Source organism: Asanoa iriomotensis (assembly GCF_016862515.1).
GTDB lineage: Bacteria > Actinomycetota > Actinomycetes > Mycobacteriales > Micromonosporaceae > Asanoa > Asanoa iriomotensis.
Map to the genome: position 1 here is coordinate 31850 of NZ_BONC01000014.1, position 14884 is coordinate 46733.

15 protein-coding genes are annotated in these 14884 nt (G+C 71.4%); 10 read left to right on the top strand and 5 right to left on the bottom strand.

What is annotated here, in order from left to right; all coding sequences use genetic code 11:
- The first annotated feature begins 27 nt into the window (after nucleotides 1–27).
- Together Air01nite_RS12310 and Air01nite_RS12315 are read left to right on the top strand one after the other, a co-directional pair.
- Nucleotides 28–681 carry an acVLRF1 family peptidyl-tRNA hydrolase gene (locus tag Air01nite_RS12310; protein ID WP_203702148.1) on the top strand — a complete coding sequence of 218 codons (654 nt, stop codon included), beginning with the start codon at nucleotides 28–30 and terminating at the stop codon, nucleotides 679–681.
- A gap of 17 nt (nucleotides 682–698) precedes the next feature.
- The gene (locus Air01nite_RS12315; protein ID WP_203702149.1) at nucleotides 699–1127 is read left to right on the top strand and encodes an Rv0361 family membrane protein; all 429 of its coding nucleotides are present in this window, start codon (nucleotides 699–701) and stop codon (nucleotides 1125–1127) included.
- Here Air01nite_RS12315 and ypfJ read toward each other — a convergent pair.
- Nucleotides 1124–2026, bottom strand: coding sequence for a KPN_02809 family neutral zinc metallopeptidase (gene ypfJ, locus Air01nite_RS12320; protein WP_203702150.1), 903 nt, complete (start codon nucleotides 2024–2026; stop codon nucleotides 1124–1126). The genes Air01nite_RS12315 and ypfJ overlap by 4 nt on opposite strands.
- A 207-nt stretch (nucleotides 2027–2233) precedes the next feature.
- Between ypfJ and Air01nite_RS12325 the strand changes: the two genes are divergently transcribed.
- On the top strand, nucleotides 2234–3838 hold the full coding sequence (locus tag Air01nite_RS12325) for an ABC-F family ATP-binding cassette domain-containing protein (protein ID WP_203702151.1): 1605 nt from the start codon (nucleotides 2234–2236) through the stop codon (nucleotides 3836–3838).
- A 1-nt stretch (nucleotide 3839) separates the two neighbouring features.
- Here the strand turns inward: Air01nite_RS12325 and Air01nite_RS12330 are convergent, their stop codons facing one another.
- Nucleotides 3840–5153 (bottom strand): hypothetical protein, encoded by a 1314-nt coding sequence (locus tag Air01nite_RS12330; RefSeq protein ID WP_203702152.1) that lies wholly within the window; start codon nucleotides 5151–5153, stop codon nucleotides 3840–3842.
- Between the two features lie 139 nt (nucleotides 5154–5292).
- Between Air01nite_RS12330 and Air01nite_RS12335 the strand changes: the two genes are divergently transcribed.
- The 4 genes from Air01nite_RS12335 (at nucleotide 5293) to Air01nite_RS12350 (ending at nucleotide 9442) form a co-directional block, all read left to right on the top strand.
- Entirely contained in the window at nucleotides 5293–5520 is a 228-nt protein-coding gene (locus Air01nite_RS12335; protein ID WP_085066491.1) for a helix-turn-helix domain-containing protein, read from the top strand.
- Between the two features lie 46 nt (nucleotides 5521–5566).
- Nucleotides 5567–6319, top strand: coding sequence for an enoyl-CoA hydratase/isomerase family protein (locus Air01nite_RS12340; RefSeq protein WP_203702153.1), 753 nt, complete (start codon nucleotides 5567–5569; stop codon nucleotides 6317–6319).
- Nucleotides 6320–6426: 107 nt separating this feature from the next.
- Nucleotides 6427–8364 carry an ABC transporter ATP-binding protein gene (locus Air01nite_RS12345; RefSeq protein WP_203702262.1) on the top strand — a complete coding sequence of 646 codons (1938 nt, stop codon included), beginning with the start codon at nucleotides 6427–6429 and terminating at the stop codon, nucleotides 8362–8364.
- A 142-nt stretch (nucleotides 8365–8506) separates the two neighbouring features.
- The gene (locus Air01nite_RS12350; protein ID WP_203702154.1) at nucleotides 8507–9442 is read left to right on the top strand and encodes an alpha/beta fold hydrolase; all 936 of its coding nucleotides are present in this window, start codon (nucleotides 8507–8509) and stop codon (nucleotides 9440–9442) included.
- On the opposite strand, the gene Air01nite_RS12355 is transcribed toward Air01nite_RS12350, so the two are convergent.
- The gene (locus Air01nite_RS12355; RefSeq protein WP_203702155.1) at nucleotides 9439–10281 is read right to left on the bottom strand and encodes an MBL fold metallo-hydrolase; all 843 of its coding nucleotides are present in this window, start codon (nucleotides 10279–10281) and stop codon (nucleotides 9439–9441) included. The two genes, Air01nite_RS12350 and Air01nite_RS12355, sit on opposite strands and share 4 nt — an antisense overlap.
- The gene (locus Air01nite_RS12360) at nucleotides 10278–10934 is read right to left on the bottom strand and encodes an alpha/beta hydrolase (protein WP_203702156.1); all 657 of its coding nucleotides are present in this window, start codon (nucleotides 10932–10934) and stop codon (nucleotides 10278–10280) included. The genes Air01nite_RS12355 and Air01nite_RS12360 overlap by 4 nt, the downstream gene beginning before the upstream one ends.
- Before the next feature lie 93 nt (nucleotides 10935–11027).
- Here Air01nite_RS12360 and Air01nite_RS12365 point away from each other — a divergent pair, with 93 nt between their 5' ends.
- The 3 genes from Air01nite_RS12365 to Air01nite_RS12375 are packed head-to-tail and all read left to right on the top strand — an operon-like array spanning nucleotide 11028 to nucleotide 13703.
- Nucleotides 11028–11765, top strand: a complete 738-nt coding sequence (locus Air01nite_RS12365; protein WP_203702157.1) for an alpha/beta fold hydrolase — start codon at nucleotides 11028–11030, stop codon at nucleotides 11763–11765.
- A 24-nt stretch (nucleotides 11766–11789) separates the two neighbouring features.
- On the top strand, nucleotides 11790–12875 hold the full coding sequence (locus Air01nite_RS12370; protein ID WP_203702158.1) for a DUF6745 domain-containing protein: 1086 nt from the start codon (nucleotides 11790–11792) through the stop codon (nucleotides 12873–12875).
- A gap of 48 nt (nucleotides 12876–12923) precedes the next feature.
- On the top strand, nucleotides 12924–13703 hold the full coding sequence (locus Air01nite_RS12375) for a class I SAM-dependent methyltransferase (protein WP_203702159.1): 780 nt from the start codon (nucleotides 12924–12926) through the stop codon (nucleotides 13701–13703).
- On the opposite strand, the gene Air01nite_RS12380 is transcribed toward Air01nite_RS12375, so the two are convergent.
- Nucleotides 13693–14796: an S-(hydroxymethyl)mycothiol dehydrogenase gene (locus tag Air01nite_RS12380; RefSeq protein ID WP_203702160.1), complete on the bottom strand. Its 1104-nt coding sequence runs from the start codon at nucleotides 14794–14796 to the stop codon at nucleotides 13693–13695. The two genes, Air01nite_RS12375 and Air01nite_RS12380, sit on opposite strands and share 11 nt — an antisense overlap.
- Between the last annotated feature and the right edge of the window lie 88 nt (nucleotides 14797–14884).

A 14884-nucleotide genomic window follows, 5' to 3' on the forward strand; every position in this document is an offset into this window, starting at 1 on the left:
ATTGTGGCGTGCCGTACCGTCGCGGGAATGACCACCAGCCGACCGGCCGCGGGCGGGGGGCGCTGGGTCGACGTCGACCCCGACCGCCTGACCCGCTGGGTCGACGGCTTCCGCGAACGGCACGGCGACTATGCCCAGCGCCCGACCGACGACGCGCTGGTGCTCGCGGCCTTCGACGGCGCCACCGCGGCGCTGCACCCGCCGCCGGGCGCGCCGCTCTCCGCCGACCTGGCCGACTTCGTCGAGGCCGCCCAGGCGTCGCGGCGGATCGGGCTGCTGCTGGCCCGCAAGGCGTCGGTCGCGGTCGGCGTGGCCGACGGTGACCGGCTCGTCGCGTCGAAGGTCGACAGCTCGTACGTGCAGAGCCGCACCGCGGCCGGCGGCTGGTCGCAGCAGCGGTTCGCCCGCCGCCGCGACAACCAGGCGAAGGCCCAGGCCAGGGACGCGGCCGAGTTGGCGGTCCGGGTCCTGCTGCCGGTGGCGCACAAACTCGCCGCGGTCGTCTGCGGCGGCGACCGGCGCGCGGTCGACGCCGTGCTCGCGGACCCTCGGCTCGCGCCGCTGCGCGACCTGCGCACCGAGCGCCTGCTCGACGTGCCCGAGCCCCGGCACGCCGTGCTGGTCGACGCCGTCAGCGCCGCGCGTGCGGTATCGATCCTGGTGCGCGACCCGGATTCCTAGGGAGTAGCCTCCCGCGCATGGTCGACGACGCGCTGCGCCAGCCGCTCAAGCGGGTGGGGATCATGGGCGGCACCCTGGTCGCGGCCGGCCTGGTGGTCGGCGGCTTCTTCGCGCTCGGCGGGCACCGCGGGCCCGAGCAGGGCGCCCGGCTGGCCGCCGACACGTTCCTCACCCGGCTCGCCGCCGGCAACATCGGCGGCGCGTACGACCAGCTCTGCAACGAGACCCGCGAGCGGGTCGAGCGGGAGGACTTCGTCGCCGGCATCGGCGGGCGGCCGGCGGTGACCAGCTACAAGATCGACGGGGTGGTGGCGACCGGGTCGGCGGACGCCACCGTCAGCGCGGCGCTCGTCGATCCGACCGGTGCCATCACCCCGTACGAGCTGCGGGTCACCGACGACCGCGGCACGTGGCGGGTCTGTGGGAACCCGCTGGACGCCGGTTAGCTGGTGCCGAACGTGTCGCAGGACTTCGGGTCGCCGCTGTCGTAGCCCGTGCGGAACCACTGCTGGCGCTGTGCCGAGGTGCCGTGCGTGAACCCGTCCGGGTTGACGTCCTGCCCCGACTTCTTCTGCAGGGTGTCGTCGCCGATCGCGGCCGCGGTGTCCAGGCCCTCCTTGATGTCCTGGTCGGTGATCGACGTGAAGATCGGGTCACCGTCCGCGTCCGCGGTCTGGGTCGCGTTCTTCGCCCACGCGCCCGCGTAGCAGTCCGCCTGCAGCTCCAGCTTGACCGACAGCGCGTTGGCGTCGCCCGGGTCACGTTCCTGCTGGCGACGCATGGTCGCCTCGGTGCCGATCAGCGACTGCACGTGGTGCCCGTACTCGTGTGCCAGCACGTAGGGCTGCGCGAACTCGCCGCTGGCGCCGAGCTGGTCGGCGAGCACCTGGTAGAAGGTGAGGTCGATGTAGACCTTGTGGTCCGCGGGGCAGTAGAAGGGTCCGACCCCGGAGTCGGCGGCGCCACAGCCGGTCTGCACCGCCTGGTCGAAGAACACCGTCGGCGCCTCGCTGTACTGCTCGCCGAAGCTCTGCGGCAGCCGCTTCTCCCACCACGACTGGATCGAGTTGACGTAGAGGGCGTTGCGGCAGTCGAGCTGCTTCAGCTTGTCGGCCGCGTCACAGCTCTGCTCGATCGCCCCGTTGTCGGCGGGCTCGTCGCCGCCGGTCATGGCGTTCACGCCGAAGCCGCCGCCGACCAGCACGGCGAGCAGGGTGACGATCAGCCCGACGATGCCGCCGCCGCTGGTCGGCAGCGGGATGCCCATCCCTCCGCCTCCTCCGCCGCCGCCTCGCCGGTCCTCGATCTGACTGGTGTCGACGTCAGCGCGCTCGTTGAGTTCCATGCCCCATCCAATCGACGCGTGTGGACGCGCCGGGATGTACCCGATGATCTTCACCGTTAATCCGGTGGGGGTTTGCCCGGGGGAGCCGGTACACTTCACGCCGTGCTGCTCTGCGAAGACTGACCAGCCCCGGCGCCGACGGGAAAAGCCCCGATCGGCGCTTTCGTGTGCCCAGAGTCAGCCTTCGAATCGGGGAGAGCGTTTCTGATGATCACTGCCACCGGGCTGGAGCTTCGCGCCGGCGCGCGGATCCTGCTGTCCGACACCACCCTGCGGGTGCAGCCCGGCGACCGGATCGGCCTCGTCGGCCGCAACGGCGCCGGCAAGACCACCACGCTGAAGGTGCTCGCCGGCGAGGGCAGCCCGTACGCCGGCGGGGTCGATCGCACCAGCGTCGTCGGCTACCTGCCGCAGGACCCGCGCACCGGCGACCTCGAGGTCACCGCCCGCGACCGGGTCCTGTCCGCGCGCGGCCTGGACACCCTGCTGGCCGAGATGACGGTCGTCGAGGCGAAGCTCGCCGCCGACCCCACCGACGCCCTGGTGCGCCGCTACGGCTCGCTGGAGGAGCGGTTCGCGGCGCTCGGCGGCTACGCGGCCGAGGCCGAGGCCGCCCGCATCTGCGCCAACCTCGGCCTGCCCGACCGGGTGCTCGCGCAGACGATCGGCACCCTCTCCGGTGGTCAGCGCCGCCGGATCGAGTTGGCCCGCATCCTGTTCCGCGACGCGGGGGAGGAGGGCGCCGGCATCCTGCTCCTCGACGAGCCGACCAACCACCTCGACGCCGACTCGATCGTCTGGCTGCGCGGCTACATGGCGGCGCACAAGGGTGGCCTCGTGGTGATCAGCCACGACGTCACGCTGCTCGACGCGGTGGTCAACAAGGTCTGGTACCTCGACGCCAACCGGTCCGTCGTCGACACGTACAACGTGGGTTGGAAGACCTATCTCGAACAGCGCGAGACCGACGAGCGGCGGCGCCGCCGGGAACGCGCCAACGCGGAGAAGAAGGCCGGGGCGCTGATGGCCCAGGCCGACAAGATGCGCGCCAAGGCGACCAAGGCGACCGCCGCGCAGAACATGGCCAAGCGGGCCGAGAAGCTGCTCGCGGGGCTCGACGACGAGCGGGTCGGCGACCGCGTGGCCAAGGTGCGCTTCCCGCAGCCGGCGCCGTGCGGGCGTACCCCCTTGACCGCTTCCGGTCTGTCGAAGTCCTACGGATCGCTGGAGATCTTCACCGACGTGGACGTGGCGGTCGACCGGGGCTCCCGGGTCGCCATCCTCGGTCTGAACGGTGCCGGCAAGACCACCCTGTTGCGGATGCTGGCCGGGATCCTGACGCCCGACACCGGTGAGGTGGTGGCCGGGCACGGGCTGCGGCTGGGCTACTACGCGCAGGAGCACGAGACGCTCGACGTCGAGCGCACCGTGCTCGACCACATGCGCTCGGCGGCGGCCGACCAGACCGACGGCGACCTGCGCAAGATCCTGGGCGCGTTCCTGTTCAGCGGCGACGACGTGAGCAAGCCGGCGGGCGTGCTCTCCGGCGGCGAGAAGACCCGGCTGGCGCTGGCCACGCTGGTCTGCTCAGGCGCCAACGTGCTGCTGCTCGACGAGCCGACCAACAACCTCGACCCGGTCAGCCGCGAGCAGGTGCTGGACGCGATCGCCCGCTACCCGGGCGCGATCGTGCTGGTGACCCACGACCCGGGCGCGGTGCAGGCGCTCAAGCCGGACCGCGCGATCCTGCTGCCGGACGGCGACGAGGACGCGTGGAGCGACGACCTCCTCGAGTTGGTCGAGCTCGCCTGATTCAGGTCAAGATCATCTTGATGATGATCGCCGTGACCGCGCCGGCGGCCACCAGCAGGTGCGGGGTCGGGATGGTCTCGCCGCCCTGGTGCCGCGGCGCGATGGCGGCCATCGTCAGCCAGGGGAAGTAGGGGAGCCAGCTCGTCTCGGCCCCGCCCCGGGCCAGGCCGGTGACCAGGGTGAACAGCACGGCGATGCCGGCCGCGACGAGGAACGGCCAGCCCGGTGTGTTGCGCGACTTGCGCAGGGACGCGTAGAGCGCCGGCCCGGCCGCGAGCAGCAGCACGACGAGGCTGATCCCGCTCCACCAGAGCACACTGCGGTGCGGTTCCACGCGTACGGCGAAGTCGTGGCGGGCGTCCATCAGCCCGTCGACCCAGTTGAAGCCCAGCCGCTCGGCGACCACGACCGGGATCAGCGCGCCGAGGCCGGTGAACAGGTTGAGCGCCGCGCGTCGCCGGGCGAAGTAGAGGAACGCCGCGGCCAGACCCAGCCAGGGGACGCCGTACGCGAAGAGGGCCGCGACCCCGAGCAGCAGGCCCGTGACGCTGGCCCAGACGCCGGCGCGGATGCCGGTGCGGCGCTCGTCGGAGGCGTGCACGCCGGCCGCGATCATCGCCGCGCCCAGCACCGCGACGACGCCCTCGACGCCGCCGGCGAGCCAGACCGCGTACGGGGCGAGGGCCAGCACCGGCAGGTAGCGCCGCGCCGCCAGGTCGCCGCAGACCCCCTTCACCGCGAAGAGCACCAAGGGCACGACGGCCGCGCCGACGGCGGTCAGCAGGAGGCCCAGGCCGATACGGTCCGTGACACCGACGCGCATCAACGCCCAGAGCAGAAGGATCGGCCCCGGTGGATGTCCCCGGGCCGACACGGAAGGAAGACCCCCTTCGGTGGTGTAAGCCCGCAGATAGTGAAGAGGATCGTCACCCACTCGGGTGGCGTCGGCCAGGTATGCATCGTCGGCCATCAATGGATCGGTGAGGCCGGCGCGGCCGTGGGCCAGGGCCAGGCTCACCATCCAGGCCATCGCGACCAGCCACCCGGAAAGCAGCACGAGCGGCCATTTCATGCGCTCCCACCAACCGCGGTAGGCGGCCGCCACCACCGCCGCGGCGACCATCGGCGCAAGCACGCTGGCCAGGGAGATCGTCAACGCGTACGAGCCGAGGAACGGTGCTCCCGCCGTGCCGAGCCGGGCACCGCCGCGCACCGCGAGCCACGTCGCAAGCGCTCCCACCGCCGCCAGGACGAGCCAGCCGACGAGGTCGGTCCGCTCGTCCCGATGGGCGGCTCGGGCCTCCTCAGGAGTCACGGGCCATCACGGTATCGGGTTGCCGACAGTACCGTGCGTGTCGGTTGGCGAAGAGTTGATATCTAGCGCATGATCGTCCGAGGCGGTCTAATAGGTGGGACCGCATGAAACCGCACAGTCTGGGACGTGAGGAATCAACATGGCAGCCACCGGCACAGCCACCAGCACTGAGAAGGGTCGCCGGATCGTCGGGGCCGAGCGGCAGACGCTGGCCAAGGACCTGGTCAAGCGGTACACCTCCGGTGAGAGCATCCGCGCGCTCGCGGCCTCGACCGGCCGGTCCTACGGGTTCGTCCACCGGGTGCTCACGGAGTCGGGCGTTCAGCTTCGTCAGCGTGGCGGTGCCCGCCGCCGCAAGAAGGCCTGACCCCCATCCCTCCCGGTTTTCCGTCGCTCGTGGATCATTTCCCGCGATGACCACCAGCGGAGTAGAGCTCGACCGCGCCGGGCCGGTCGCGACCGTGACGTTGCGCCGGCCCGACGTGCTCAACGCGCAGACCCCCGAGATGTGGCTGGCACTGCGTGACATCGGTCGTGAACTGCCCGGTGACGTCCGCGTGGTCGTGCTGCGCGGCGAAGGGCGGTCGTTCTCCTCCGGTCTGGACATCTCCGGCGGTGCCCCGTCGTTCCTCGCCGAGATCACCTCTCTCGCGCCTGACGCCGCCGCCGAGCGCATCCGTCCGTACCAGGAGGGCTTCACCTGGCTGCACCGGCCGGACCTCATCTCCGTGGCGGCCGTGCAGGGGCACGCGATCGGCGCGGGCCTGCAGCTCGCGCTCGCGTGCGACCTGCGGGTGCTGGCTTCCGACGCCCGGTTGACGATGGCCGAGATCACGCTGGGGCTGGTGCCGGATCTGGGTGGGACGAAGCGGCTCGTCGAGCTTGTGGGGTACGCCCGTGCGCTGGAGCTGTGCCTGACGGCGCGGCGGGTCGGCGCCGAGGAGGCGCTGCAGTTGGGGTTGGCTGCCGTGGTCGTGCCTCTCGCTGACCTCGACTCGGCCGTCGCCGACCTCGTCGCAGCTGTTCTGGCGGCGCCGCGCGACGCGGTCGTGGAGACGAAGGCCCTGCTCGCCGGTGCTGCCTCCCGGTCGTGGCCCGAGCAGCTCGACGCCGAGCGGGACGCACAGGTGCGCCGGCTGCGGGACCTGGCCGGGCTGGGGGAGTAAGGGGCCTTCGGGAAGATCTCGATTACCCCCAATGTTGTCGTACCCGTCGGGGAGACTGACCCCCTCGATCGGCAACAGGGAGGCTCGGGGTGACTTCTCCGGGAGGCATGAACGCCTGGACGATGCTGCGCGCCGAGCGCGACCGGGACTCGATCAGGTCGCACAAGCTGGCCAGCGGCACCTGGCGGCGGATCATGCGGTTCGCCCGACCCTACCGCCTCGACATGTCGGTCTTCCTGGTGACCGTCGTCGTCGGCGCGGCGATCGGCGTCGCGACACCGATCCTGGCCGGCCGGGTGGTCAACACGATCACCGGGCGGGCCTCCGACGCGGCCGCCGAGGTGGTCCGCATCGCGATACTGATCGCGGTGCTGGCGGTCGCCGACGCGCTGCTCTCGCTCGCCCAGCGGTGGTACTCGGCGCGCATCGGCGAGGGCATCATCCTCGACCTGCGCACCCGGGTCTACGACCACGTCCAACGGATGCCCCTGGCGTTCTTCACCCGCACCCAGACGGGCGCGCTGGTCAGCCGGCTCAACAACGACGTGCTCGGCGCGCAGCGGGCGTTCACCTCCACGCTCTCGGGCGTGGTCAGCAACACGATCCAGCTGGTGCTCACCGCGGTCGTGATGTTCACCCTCTCCTGGCAGATCACCCTGCTGTCGCTCGCGCTGCTTCCGCTGTTCATCATCCCGGCCCGCCGGGTCGGGCGGAAGCTGGCCGCGATCACCAAGGAGTCATACAACCTCGACGCCAAGATGAACGCCACGATGACCGAGCGTTTCGGCGTGGCCGGGGCGATGCTGGTCAAGCTGTTCGGCCGGCCCGAGATCGAGGCGCGCCGGTTCGGCGAGCGGGCCGAGCGGGTCCGCGACATCGGCATCCAACAGGCCATGTTCTCCCGCACGTTCTTCGTCGCGATGTTGCTGGTGGCGTCACTGGCGCAGGCGCTGACCTACGGCCTGGGCGGTTACCTGGCGGTGACGGGCGCGGTCAGCGCGGGCACCGTCGTCACCCTGGCGCTGCTGCTGACGCGGCTCTACGGCCCGCTCACCGCGCTGTCCAACGTCCGGGTCGACGTGATGGGCGCGCTGGTCTCCTTCGACCGGGTCTTCGAGGTGCTCGACCTGACCCCGGCGATCACCGAGAAGCCGTCCGCGGTGACCATTCCGCGCGACGCCGGCTCGGTCGAGTTCCGCGACGTGACGTTCCGCTACCCGTCCGCGGCCGAGGTCTCCCTGGCGTCGCTCGAAGACGTCGCGGTCCTCGACCGCACGGTCTCCGACCCGGTCCTGCACGGCATCTCCTTCGCGGTGGAGCCGGGCCGCATGGTCGCCCTGGTCGGCCCGTCGGGCGCCGGCAAGTCGACGACGTCGATGCTGGTGTCCCGCGTCTACGACGTGACGGGCGGCGCGGTCCTGGTCGGCGGCGTCGACGTCCGCGACGCGACGCTCGACTCGCTCCGCGACACGATCGGCGTGGTGACCCAGGACGCCCACCTGTTCCACGAGACCATCGCGGAGAACCTGCGCTACGCGAAACCCGACGCGACCGACGAGGAGATCTGGTCGGCCCTGTCGGGCGCCCAGATCGCCGACCTGGTCCGCGACCTACCTGACGGCCTCGACACGATGGTCGGCGAACGCGGCTACCGCTTCTCGGGCGGCGAGAAGCAGCGCATCGCCATCGCCCGCCTGCTGCTCAAGGCCCCGTCGGTGGTCATCCTGGACGAGGCCACGGCCCACCTCGACTCCGAGTCGGAGGCCGCGGTCCAACGCGCCCTCGCGACGGCCTTGTCGGGACGCACGGCCCTGGTCATCGCCCACCGCCTGTCGACCGTTCGGGACGCCGACGAGATCCTGGTCCTCGACCACGGCCGCATCGTCGAACGCGGCCGCCACGAGGCGCTGGTCGCGGCTGACGGGCTTTACGCGGAGCTCTACCGCACCCAGTTCGCTGTCGCGGACTCCCCGACCCCATACCCGGACGACCTGGACCCAGCGACCCTCCTCACGGCCGTGGACCCAGCCCCGGCCCGCGACTGACCCCCGGCCCGCGACTGACCACCAGCCTCGCGTCGGCAAGGCGACTGCGCGGACAACCGCGTCAGCCTCGATGCTTCCGGCCGTGGTTCGGTGTGAGCCAATCCTCGGTCGAGGCAACAGCCGGAGTCGTACTGTCATCCGTGTGACCAAGGGTCACCTACCGGCGGTGGGGGCGGATGTGGAACGGCAGGAGCAGGGGCACTGGCTCGGTGGGGTGAGTGAGGGTTACGCCGAGGTCGGCGACGTGCGGCTGCATTACGTCGAGGCCGGCACCGGGCCATTGATCATTCTGCTGCACGGTTTTCCGGAGTTCTGGTACGGGTGGCGGCGGCAGATCGCGCCGCTCGCCGCGGCTGGGTTCCGGGTTGTCGCGCCCGACATGCGCGGCTACAACCTGTCGTCACGGCCGGGTCGGGTCGAGGCCTACGACGGCGAGAAGCTTGCCGACGACGTGCGCGGGCTCGTGCACGCGCTCGGCGCGCAGTCGGCGTCTCTGGTCGGTCACGACTGGGGCGGCACCGTCGCCTGGACCACCGCGATGAACCACCCGGAGGTCGTCGACCGCCTGGTCGTCCTCAACGCGGCCCACCCGCGGAAGCTGTCGCAGGGGCTCCACCACCCCGGCCAGTTGCGCAAGTCCTGGTATTTCTTCTTCTTCGCGCTGCCGGAGCTCCCCGAAACCGTCGTACACGCCAATGATTGGCATTTCTTCCGGCATTTCCTGCGGGACGCCGACCCGGCCTACACGCCGGAGGAGATGGCGCACTACCTCGAGGCCTGGTCGCAGCCGGGGGCGGCGACCGGCATGATTAATTACTACCGGTCGTCGGTGCGGACGTCTCCCAAGCGGGCCGAGGCCGCGCTTCGCCCGATCCAGGCTCCCACCCTGGTCATCTGGGGCGAAGGCGATCAGTACCTCGGCCCCGAGCTTGCCGAGCCCGAGCGGGACGACGTGCCCAACCTCGACCGCGTCGAGCGGTTGCCCGGCGCGTCGCACTGGGTGCATCACGACGAGGCCGAGCGCGTCACACAACTGATCATCGACTTCTTCGGCGAGCCGGTGCCGGCCGCCGCCTAGCGAGTGCCGAGCAGGTCGTAGGCGGCGACCCAGAGCGTGTAGGGGTTCGCCAGGTCCGGGTAGCCGGCGGTCATCCGGTCGATGAGCTCGGCCGGCGAGGTGCTGCGCGCCAGCGCCTCCTCGAAATCGGTCAGATAGCGGCGGCTGTCGGCGATCTGGCGGCGGGCGTCGTCGTCGACCGCCGCCGGGTGGCGGTGGCCCGCGATCAGCTTCTCGGCGTCGAGCGTCGCCACCTCGTCCAGCGCGCGCAACCAGGCGGCGCGGGAGTCCGGTGTGGAGCGCATCAACCACATGTGCGTCTGGTTGTAGACGACATCGCCGGAGACGACCAAACGCAGGCCGGGGACATGGACGACGCTGGAGTGCACGGTGTCGGTGGTGCCGACCGGGATCAACGTCGCCGTCGATCCGCCGATCGGGACGGTGGTGCCGTCGAGCGGCGCCGGGACGACGGGCGCATCCGTCAGTTGGTCGGGGAAGAAACCACCCCAGATCTGCATGTACGCCGGTGAGACCTGCTCCTCCATCGCCGGGATCGACTCGGCCAGGGCCACCGGCCGGGCGTCCGGGAACGCCGCCAGCACCTCGGGCAGACCCAGGAAATGGTCGGCGTGGGGATGGGTGATGTAGACGTACCCCGGTCGGTGGTTCAAGGACTTCACCCACGCGGCCACGTCACGCCCTTCCTGCCGGGTGATGAGGCAGTCGACCAGCAGGGCGCCGTCGTCGTCGCTGATCAGCGTCGAGGTGCTCGGCGGCCAGGTCGCGTCCTCGAATCCGGGGATCGCGCTGGGGACGGGCTTGGGGTCGACGACGAATACGTTGAATGCAAGGGTCATCGGCTTCTCCTGTGGTAAACGGTCTGCTCACGGATCCAGGCCGTCGCCAGCGTCGTCCAGTTCGCGGTCTCGCCGGTGTCCCGGGCCAGACCGAGGCTGTGCGGGCCGTGCGCGAACACGTGCACGGCGTGTGGCACCTGGTTGGCGGCCAGGGCGGCGGCGAAGCGGTAGGTGTGCTCGGGCGGTACGTACGGGTCCTCCGCGGTGTGCCACAGGAAGAACGGCGGCGCGTCGGGCGAGACCAGCGCGTCCAGCGACGTCGACCGGCGCAGCCCGGGGCTGGCGTCCTCGCCGAGCAGGATCAGCCGGGCGGGCCGGTAGGTCTCGGTCTCCATCGACGTGATGGCGTAACCGAGCACGGCGAACTGCACGGTCTCGTCGGGCGTGGCGCCGGACGCGAGGGCGGCCAGCCCGGCCAGGTGGCCGCCCGCCGAAAAACCCAAGAGCCCGATTCTCTCCGCGCCGAGCGCCCGGCGGTGTGCGATCTCGGCCCGCAGCGCACGCAGCGGTTCCGGATGCGGGACGTTGACCGGATAGCGGAACACGCTCGCCGGCAGTCCCTCGTCGTCGAGCCACGCGGCCACCGGCTCGGCCTCGTGTGCGGCGTGTTCGGCGTACCCTCCGCCGGGCAGGACGATCATGTGCGTGCTCATCTAACTGCTCAACGAGGTACGCCGCCGGAAGGCTTCGACGTCTCCCCGGCGATACCGGCCCGCGGGCGGGCCGTGCCGACCTAACCTTGGACCATGGACGACACAGGGGCTCCGACGATCGTCCTGGTCCACGGTGCGTGGGCCGACGCGACCGGCTTCGATCCGGAGATCCGCGCGCTGCGGGAGCGCGGGTTCACCGCCATCGCGTTCGCCAACCCCCTTCGCGACCTGGCCGGCGACGCCAGGTACCTGGCCGAGTTCCTGAAGACCCGCAGCGGCCCGATCGTGCTCGTCGGGCATTCCTACGGCGGCAACGTCATCTCGGTCGCCGCCACCGGCAACGACCAGGTCAAGGCCCTCGTCTACTTCAACGGCTGGATGTGCGACGAGGGCGAGAGCCAGCAGCAACTCCTCGACCGGTTCGAAGGCAGCCTGGTGGGCCCGTCGGTGCGGCCCGTGCCATTCACGGCGCCGGACGGCAGCGAGGGCGCGGACCTCTACCTGGACCGGGACGCGTTCCGCGCGACGTTCGCCGCCGACGTCGACGAGCAGACGGCGGCGGTGATGGCCGCGGCGCAACGCCCGTACGGTGCCGCCGCCTTCGCGGGCGCACCGTCGAGCACACCGGCGTGGAAGTCCCTGCCGTGCTGGTACCTGCTCGGCACCGAGGACAAGGCGGTCCCGCCGGCCCTCCAGAAGTTCATGGCCGAACGCGCGAACGCCACGATCGTGGAGGTGCGCTCGTCGCACGTGTCCTTCGTGTCGCAGCCGGAGGCGGCAACCCAACTCATCCTGCAGGCCGTCGAGGCGACGAGCGGTCGCCGGCGGTAGGTATCCTCGCGTCGAGGTGGGTCGATGCTCGAGGTGACCGAGGCGCACGCGCACGCGTGGATGGAGCGTGAATTCCGCGGCCGGCCGAGCGGCGGTTGGCGCACGGACACGGTGGCGCAGGTCAGCCTGTGCTACGAAGCGGCGGGCCTGACCTGGCCGGGCACCGTGGTCTGGGTGTCGGCGCCGCGGGCGGGCGAGCCGATCGCGGTGGGTGCCGCGTTCGCGTTGGCACGCCGCCGGGCCGAGGTGCGGTGGCAGGCGCGGCCGCGGCTCGTGCGCCGCACGATCGTGGGCGTGCGTGACAGCGTCCGGGCGTTGTGGTGGTCGGTGCTGCGGCCGGCGCCGGTGGTCGCGGGTCTCGGTCTGGGTGCCTGGGCCGGCGGGAGCGTCTGGTGGCTCGGGGCGGTCATCGGCACGGTCGTCGGCAACTGGCTCGGGATCTGGCTGTGGCAGGCGCTCGGGAGCGATCCGGCATACGACCGTGTCACCGCTCGCCGGCTGGCCGACGCCGTCGCCGAGATCGACCGCACCCGCGCGCGCATCCGCGCGGCCGTGCTCGACCCGCTCGACACCGAGGTGCGTGCGGCACTCGGGCGGGCCGAGGACAAGCGGTTGCGTACGCGGATCGAGGTCGCTGTCGACGCCGCGGCGGCGCCGGTCTGGGCGGCGTTGCGCAAGGCGGCTCGTGGCTGGCCCGATCTCACCGGCCCGGACTCGGGCTGGGAGGTGGAGCAGGGAATCCGCAGAGCATTGCCGCCGGGTGTCGAGCCGCCCTCGGGGTGGTCCCACTTCGGGGTCGCGTGCGAGCCGATCGCCAGGCAGCACGACGGGCGGGTGGCACGTCTGGCGTGGCTGCGCACAAGGAGACCAGCCGAAGACGACCGCTGGTCGGTGTTCGACGCGTATGCCGCCGCCGGACGCCACTGGTGGTGGCCGCATCCGGACTTCGTCGTCATCGCCCACCCGCCCGCGGAGCTCCACGTCGAACGGTCCGAGGCCGGCACATACGAACTGCACCGCGCGGCGGGGCCGGCGGTCGCGTGGACCAGCGGCCCGGTCCTGCACTTCCGGCACAACGAGCAGGTGGGACGAGCCTCCGCTCACTGGTGAGCGAAAAGCCGTGGCGTCCGCGCCGACGATCGCGTCAGGATGCTCGGCATGTCTGCTCGTGCGCGCAGCTTCGGGGCGGTGGCGGAAGCCTATGAACGGTTCCGGCCCGGCTATCCGGTGGAACTCTTCGACCTGGTGCTGGCCTACGCGGGCCGGCCGGTGCGGACCGCCCTCGAGATCGGTGCCGGGACCGGCAAGGCGACCCGCCTGTTCGCTGGACACGGGATCGCGATCACCGCGACCGATCCCGACAGTGCCATGCTCGCCGAGCTTCGTAGGCACGTGCCGGCGAACGTCACGACCGTCCGAGCCGCGTTCGAGGACCTGCGACCCGGCGGCGCGCGCTACGGCCTGGTCTATGCGGCAGCAGCCCTACATTGGACGGACCCGGACGGTCGCTGGCCGCGGATGGCGTCGCTGCTGGAGCCGGGCGGCGTGTTCGCCTCGTGCGGCGGCCCGATCGCCCCGGCCGACCCCGCCGTGGAGCACGCTGTCCGCGCGGCCCGGTCGCCGTTCCTGGAGACCGACGACATCCCGTCTCCGGACGGCACACCCCCGGACCATGACATGCAATGGCCGGGTACGCAGCTCCAACGCTCCGAGTGGTTCACCGACGTGCGGCAGTCCGTGATCCCGCAGCGTTTGACAGTGACCGCCGACGACTACGTTGGCTACCTGTCGACCGTCTCGGCCTACCTCGAACTGCCGCCCGCGGATCAGGAGCAGGTATACGGCCGGATCCGCCGGGTGCTGCCGGAAACGGTCGAGATCGTGGCCGACGTCATCGTCCACCTCGCCCGCCGCGGCGGCGAGGAGGTCAGAAGATGACCACCGAGCGGAGGGCGTTGCCCTCGCGCATCGTGTCGAAGGCCGCTTCGACGTCGGTCAGGGCGATCTCCTCCGTCACGAACGCGTCGAGGTCCAGCCGGCCCTGTCGGTAGAGGTCGACCAGCATCGGGAAATCACGGCTCGGCAGGCAGTCGCCGTACCAGCTCGACTTCAGTGCTCCGCCGCGGCCGAAGACGTCGATCAGCGGCAGGTCCGGCACCTTCATGTCCGGGGTGGGCACCCCGACGAGGACCAGCGTGCCGGCCAGGTCGCGGGCGTAGAACGCCTGCTGCCACGTCTCCGGACGGCCGACCGCCTCGACGACGACGTCGGCGCCGTCGGCGCCCGGGTAGGTCTCCGCGCAGATCCGCTTGATCTCCGCGACCGGGTCGGCCTGCGAGGAGTCGACCGTGTGGGTGGCGCCGAGTTGCCGTGCCGTCGTCAGCTTCTTCGCGTCGATGTCGACCGCGATGATCGGGCTCGCCCCGGCCAGTGCCGCGCCGGCGATCGCGGCCACGCCGACGCCGCCGCAGCCGATCACGGCGATGCTCCTGCCCCGGGTGATGCCGCCGGTGTGGATCGCGGCGCCGATCCCGGCCATCACGCCGCAGCCGAGCAGGCCGACCGCCGCGGGCCGGGCCTGCGGGTCGACCTTGGTGCACTGCCCGGCGGCCACCAGGGTCTTCTCGGCCAGCGCGCCGATGCCGAGGGCCGGTGACAGCTCGGTCCCGTCCTCCAGGGTCATCTTCTGCTTCGCGTTGTGGGTGGCGAAGCAGTAGTGCAGGTCGCCCCGCGTGCAGGCGCGGCACTGACCGCACACCGCGCGCCAGTTCAGCACCACGAAGTCACCGGGCGCGAGGCCGCGGACGTCGGACCCGACGGACTCGACGATGCCGGCCGCCTCGTGGCCGAGCAGGAAGGGGAAGTCGTCGTTGATGCCGCCCTCGCGGTAGTGCAGGTCCGTGTGGCACACCCCGCAGGACCGCACCGTCACGACCGCCTCACCCGGCCCCGGATCCGGGACGTTGATCGTAACGATCTCGACCGGCGCGCCCTTCTTGCGAGCGACCACGCCTTGGACCTTCTGCATCATGACGCTCCTTGCCAGCTCAGCCGAGACCGGGTTGCGGACGACGCTACGCACACAGCCAACGGCGGCCCGGATCCGATTGTCAAGACGC

Excerpts from the sequence above, each read along its gene's own strand:
- Air01nite_RS12315 (WP_203702149.1), top strand. The coding sequence starts at position 699 with ATGGTCGACGACGCGCTGCGCCAGCCGCTCAAGCGGGTGGGGATCATG.
- Air01nite_RS12335 (WP_085066491.1), top strand. The coding sequence starts at position 5,293 with ATGGCAGCCACCGGCACAGCCACCAGCACTGAGAAGGGTCGCCGGATC.
- Air01nite_RS12360 (WP_203702156.1), bottom strand. The coding sequence starts at position 10,934 with ATGAGCACGCACATGATCGTCCTGCCCGGCGGAGGGTACGCCGAACAC.
- Air01nite_RS12355 (WP_203702155.1), bottom strand. The coding sequence starts at position 10,281 with ATGACCCTTGCATTCAACGTATTCGTCGTCGACCCCAAGCCCGTCCCC.
- Air01nite_RS12325 (WP_203702151.1), top strand. The coding sequence starts at position 2,234 with ATGATCACTGCCACCGGGCTGGAGCTTCGCGCCGGCGCGCGGATCCTG.
- ypfJ (WP_203702150.1), bottom strand. The coding sequence starts at position 2,026 with ATGGAACTCAACGAGCGCGCTGACGTCGACACCAGTCAGATCGAGGAC.
- Air01nite_RS12310 (WP_203702148.1), top strand. The coding sequence starts at position 28 with ATGACCACCAGCCGACCGGCCGCGGGCGGGGGGCGCTGGGTCGACGTC.
- Air01nite_RS12345 (WP_203702262.1), top strand. The coding sequence starts at position 6,427 with ATGAACGCCTGGACGATGCTGCGCGCCGAGCGCGACCGGGACTCGATC.
- Air01nite_RS12380 (WP_203702160.1), bottom strand. The coding sequence starts at position 14,796 with ATGATGCAGAAGGTCCAAGGCGTGGTCGCTCGCAAGAAGGGCGCGCCG.
- Air01nite_RS12370 (WP_203702158.1), top strand. The coding sequence starts at position 11,790 with ATGCTCGAGGTGACCGAGGCGCACGCGCACGCGTGGATGGAGCGTGAA.
- Air01nite_RS12340 (WP_203702153.1), top strand. The coding sequence starts at position 5,567 with ATGACCACCAGCGGAGTAGAGCTCGACCGCGCCGGGCCGGTCGCGACC.
- Air01nite_RS12375 (WP_203702159.1), top strand. The coding sequence starts at position 12,924 with ATGTCTGCTCGTGCGCGCAGCTTCGGGGCGGTGGCGGAAGCCTATGAA.
- Air01nite_RS12365 (WP_203702157.1), top strand. The coding sequence starts at position 11,028 with ATGGACGACACAGGGGCTCCGACGATCGTCCTGGTCCACGGTGCGTGG.